Raw genomic sequence first — 3,796 nt, forward strand, 5'->3', positions numbered from 1 at the left:
GCCTTCATGGGTACAGATGACGTTGCCGAAAGCGTCGAGTTGCGATGCATTGGGACCGGCGCCGAAGGCGAATGCACCAAGCGTCGACTGGAGCAACAGCAGATAGGCCGCGACAAGCGCGACCGGCATGCTCCATCGTCTCCTCGATACGCCCAAAGCCCTGCCTCTTCGCAGCAACCAACCATATCTAGCACGGGGCCGGCGGGTGGAAAATCGCCAAATCGCCGCGGCGGCAACGCGGCAGGCCCAAGGCATGTCGCCCAGAAGTGTATAGCGGTTTTGGGACAACGACATGCATGAAACAAGGCTCCGAGCCGCGATGCGGCTCAGTGTTTTTGCAGCGACCGGCTCTCCGGGATCGAGGTCAGCAATGTCTGGCGCGCCGACTTCAAATGCTTGCGGCAAGCGGCGTCGACCTTGCCGAGATCGCGTGATTTCAGCGCTTCTATGTAGACCAGATGCTCACCGATCGCGACTTCGTTGCGCTCGCGTTCCTGCGCCTTGTTCCACTGGTAATGGTAGTGGAAGATCATGGCGATGACATCGTAGAAATCGACGATGAAGCGATTGCGCGATGCCCGGTGGATCAGCCGGTGGAAGCGCTCGTCGAGTTCGGAGAACTCGGTGAAGCGGGCGGCAATGTCGTTTGCCAGCTGGCGATGCTCGTCTTCCAGGCGGTCGAGATCGGTCCAGACTGCGCTGTCCTGCGGTAAAGCGGCAAAGGCGGCCGCCGAGCGCAGTTCGAACATCTCGCGGATTTCGGTCAGCTCCAGCGCGAAGGCGCGCGTAAAGCCCTTCAGCACCCAATGACTGTTGCGACGTTTCTCGATCAGGCCGAAGCGGGAGAAGCGGATCAGGAACTCGCGCACGCTGGTGGTGCCAACGCCGATCTCGCGCGCCAGTTCGAGTTCGTTGATCTGCATGCCGGCTTCGGCGCCGCCGGCGAGCAGCCGACGCATGAACGACCGTTCGATGATCTCGGCCAGCGTGTCTGTCTCTTCCTCGGGGAAGAAATCATCGGGAAGCGGTTCGCGCAGCACCGTCTTGGCGCGCTTGTTCCAGGCGATCAGCCCGGTCTCTTCCATGCGCGCGAGAATGGTGCGCACCGTGGTCCGGCTGACGCCAAGCAAGGTGCCCAGTTCCGGCTCCGAAGGCAGGCTGCGCGTTTCGTCGAGCAGCCGCAGGCAGCGGTTGTAGGCATCCTTGTAGACGTTGTTGCTCTTCGACATCCCTGACCCGTTGCACGCCGTCGCTTGCAGCGGACGGTTTGAAGCGCAATATGACGTTCGCATGGCTCTGAGAAGCGAAATTGCTTCCCGGAACAACCCGGAGACATGCGGAACTCCCCACGAAAAAACAATTGACGCAAAACTGTTTTTTCACGATAAAAGACAATATCTCTAAACAGGCGCGTGTCAATCCGCCCCGCGCAACCCAGGATCACCCAGGAAACCGCCCGTGAACGCCTCCAACTGCATTCTTCTGTCCCCCGCCGACAATGTCGCCGTCGCGAACGGCCGCATCGAGATCGGCACCGCGCTGCCGGGCGGTGCCGTCGCCAGTGCGCTGATCGAGCCCGGCCACAAGGTGGCGATCAAGCCGATCGCCGCCGGAGAGGCCGTCGTGAAATACGCCCAGGCGATCGGTCGCGCGACACAGGACATCGCAGCCGGCGAGCACGTGCATTCGCACAATCTGGTTTTCGAATCCGGCCGCTTGCCGGTCGTGCCGCCGAGCGAGGCCGAGCACGCGACGGAGGCCGACCGCGCCCGCACCTTCATGGGCTATCGCCGCGCCGATGGCCGCGCCGGCACGCGCAACTTCATCGGCATCGTCGCCAGCGTCAATTGCTCGGCCACCGTCTGCCATTCCATCGCCGATACCGCCAACCGCACGCTGTTGCCGAAATACCCCGGCATCGACGGCTTCGTGCCGATCGTGCACGGCCAGGGCTGCGGCATGAGCGGCACCGGCGACGGCATGATGGTGCTGCACCGCACGCTTGCCGGCTATGCCCGCCACCCGAATTTCGGCGGCGTGCTGATGGTCGGCCTCGGCTGCGAGGTCAACCAGCTCACCCTCTACGGCCAGAAGGGCGTCGCTGCCGGCAAGCGCCATTTCAACATCCAGGACGCCGGCGGGTCGCGCAAATCGGTGGAAAAAGCGATGGGCGTGCTGGCCGAGATCGCCGAGGAAGTCGGCCAGTTGAAGCGTGAGCCGATCCCGGTCAGCGAGATCGTCGTCGGCCTGCAATGCGGCGGCTCCGACGGCATGTCGGGCATCACGGCCAATCCGGCGCTGGGCGCGGCTGTCGACATCCTGGCCGGCGTCGGCGGTATCGGCATTCTCTCCGAGACCACGGAAATCTACGGCGCCGAGCATCTGCTTGCCTACCGCGCGGCAACGCCGGAGATCGCGCAGAAGCTCGACGGCTTCGTGAAGTGGTGGGAGGACCACGTCGCCAAGCATGGCGCCTCGATCGACAACAATCCCTCGCCCGGCAACAAGCGCGGCGGCCTCACCACCATCCTGGAGAAGTCCCTCGGTGCGGTCGCCAAGGGCGGCCAGACGCCGCTCAACGGCGTCTTCGGCTACGCCGAAAAAGTCACCGGCAGTGGCCTCGTGTTCATGGATACGCCTGGCTACGACCCGGTTTCGGCGACCGGCCAGGTGGCGGGCGGCGCCAACGTCATCGTCTTCACCACCGGCCGCGGCTCCTGCTTCGGCTGCCGTCCGACGCCGTCGATCAAGGTCGCCACCAACTCGACCATGTACCACCAGATGGAAGAGGACATGGACGTCAATTGCGGCGTCATCGCCTCGGGTGAAAAGACCATCGCCGGCATGGGCCGCGAGATTTTCGAACTGATCGTCGAAACGGCTTCCGGCCGCAAGACCAAGAGCGAGGACTTCGGCTACGGCGACAACGAGTTCGTGCCCTGGCATCTGGGCGCAACACTTTAGATTTTACTGATATAAAGTAGACTGCGCGCCGGTCAGCGGCGGGCAACGGGGAGGTTTTGCATGGAAAAACGCCGTATCGGTCGGACAGCTCTGGAGGTCACCGAAGTGAGCTTCGGCGGCGCCGCACTTGGCGGCCTTTACCGCGCCTGTTCGCGCGAAGCGGCGATGGAGACGCTGCAGGGCGCCTGGGATGCCGGCCTGCGCTATTTCGACACCGCACCCTTCTACGGTTTCGGACTGTCGGAGCGCCGCTTCGGCGACTTCCTGCGTTACAAGCCGCGCGATTCCTATGTGCTGTCGACCAAGGTCGGCCGGCTGTTTCGCCCGGTGCCGGACGATCAGGTTCCCGATCACTCCTATGTCGATCCGCTGCCCTTCGCGCTCGACTACGACTATTCCTATGACGGCATTATGCGGTCGGTCGAGTTCAGCTATGCGCGGCTTGGCCTAAACAGGATAGACATCCTGTTTGTCCACGACATCGGCGCCTACACCCATGGTATCGAGAAGACCAAGCTGCATTTTCGCGACCTGATGGATGGCGGCCTCAAGGCACTCGAAGAGCTGAAACGGACTGGCGTCATTTCCGCCTATGGGCTTGGCGTCAACGAGGTGCAGATCTGCCTGGACGTCATGCGCCGGGCGCCGCTCGACTGCATCCTGCTTGCCAGCCGCTATTCCCTGCTCGACCGCAGTGCCGAAGCGGAGTTGCTGCCGCTATGCGGGGCACAGCAGACCTCCTTGGTCATTGGCGGCGTGTTCAACTCCGGCATCCTGGCGACCGGCCCGGTGCAAGGCGCACATTTCGACTACCGCCCCGCCAGCCATGACG

The 3,796-nt window shown here is 63.3% G+C and carries 3 protein-coding genes; 2 read left to right on the plus strand and 1 reads right to left on the minus strand.

Features of this window, described 5'->3' with window-relative positions; genetic code table 11:
* Window positions 1-326 precede the first annotated feature (326 nt).
* Window positions 327-1,229, minus strand: a complete 903-nt coding sequence (locus tag EN925_RS27025; RefSeq protein WP_013529532.1) for a GntR family transcriptional regulator — start codon at window positions 1,227-1,229, stop codon at window positions 327-329.
* A 229-nt stretch (window positions 1,230-1,458) separates the two neighbouring features.
* On the opposite strand from EN925_RS27025, the gene EN925_RS27030 reads away from it, so the two are divergent.
* The gene (locus EN925_RS27030; RefSeq protein WP_013529531.1) at window positions 1,459-2,964 is read left to right on the plus strand and encodes an altronate dehydratase family protein; all 1,506 of its coding nucleotides are present in this window, start codon (window positions 1,459-1,461) and stop codon (window positions 2,962-2,964) included.
* Between the two features lie 60 nt (window positions 2,965-3,024).
* The coding region (locus EN925_RS27035) for an aldo/keto reductase (RefSeq protein WP_164894413.1) at window positions 3,025-3,796 on the plus strand (772 nt) is incomplete at its 3' end.

It is taken from the genome of Mesorhizobium sp. M7A.F.Ca.US.006.04.2.1, assembly GCF_004022915.1.
In the GTDB taxonomy this organism is placed as follows: Bacteria; Pseudomonadota; Alphaproteobacteria; order Rhizobiales; family Rhizobiaceae; genus Mesorhizobium; species Mesorhizobium ciceri.

What these genes read in the sequence shown, in the direction of transcription:
- EN925_RS27025 (WP_013529532.1), bottom strand. Translation starts at nt 1,229, where the DNA reads ATGTCGAAGAGCAACAACGTCTACAAGGATGCCTACAACCGCTGCCTG.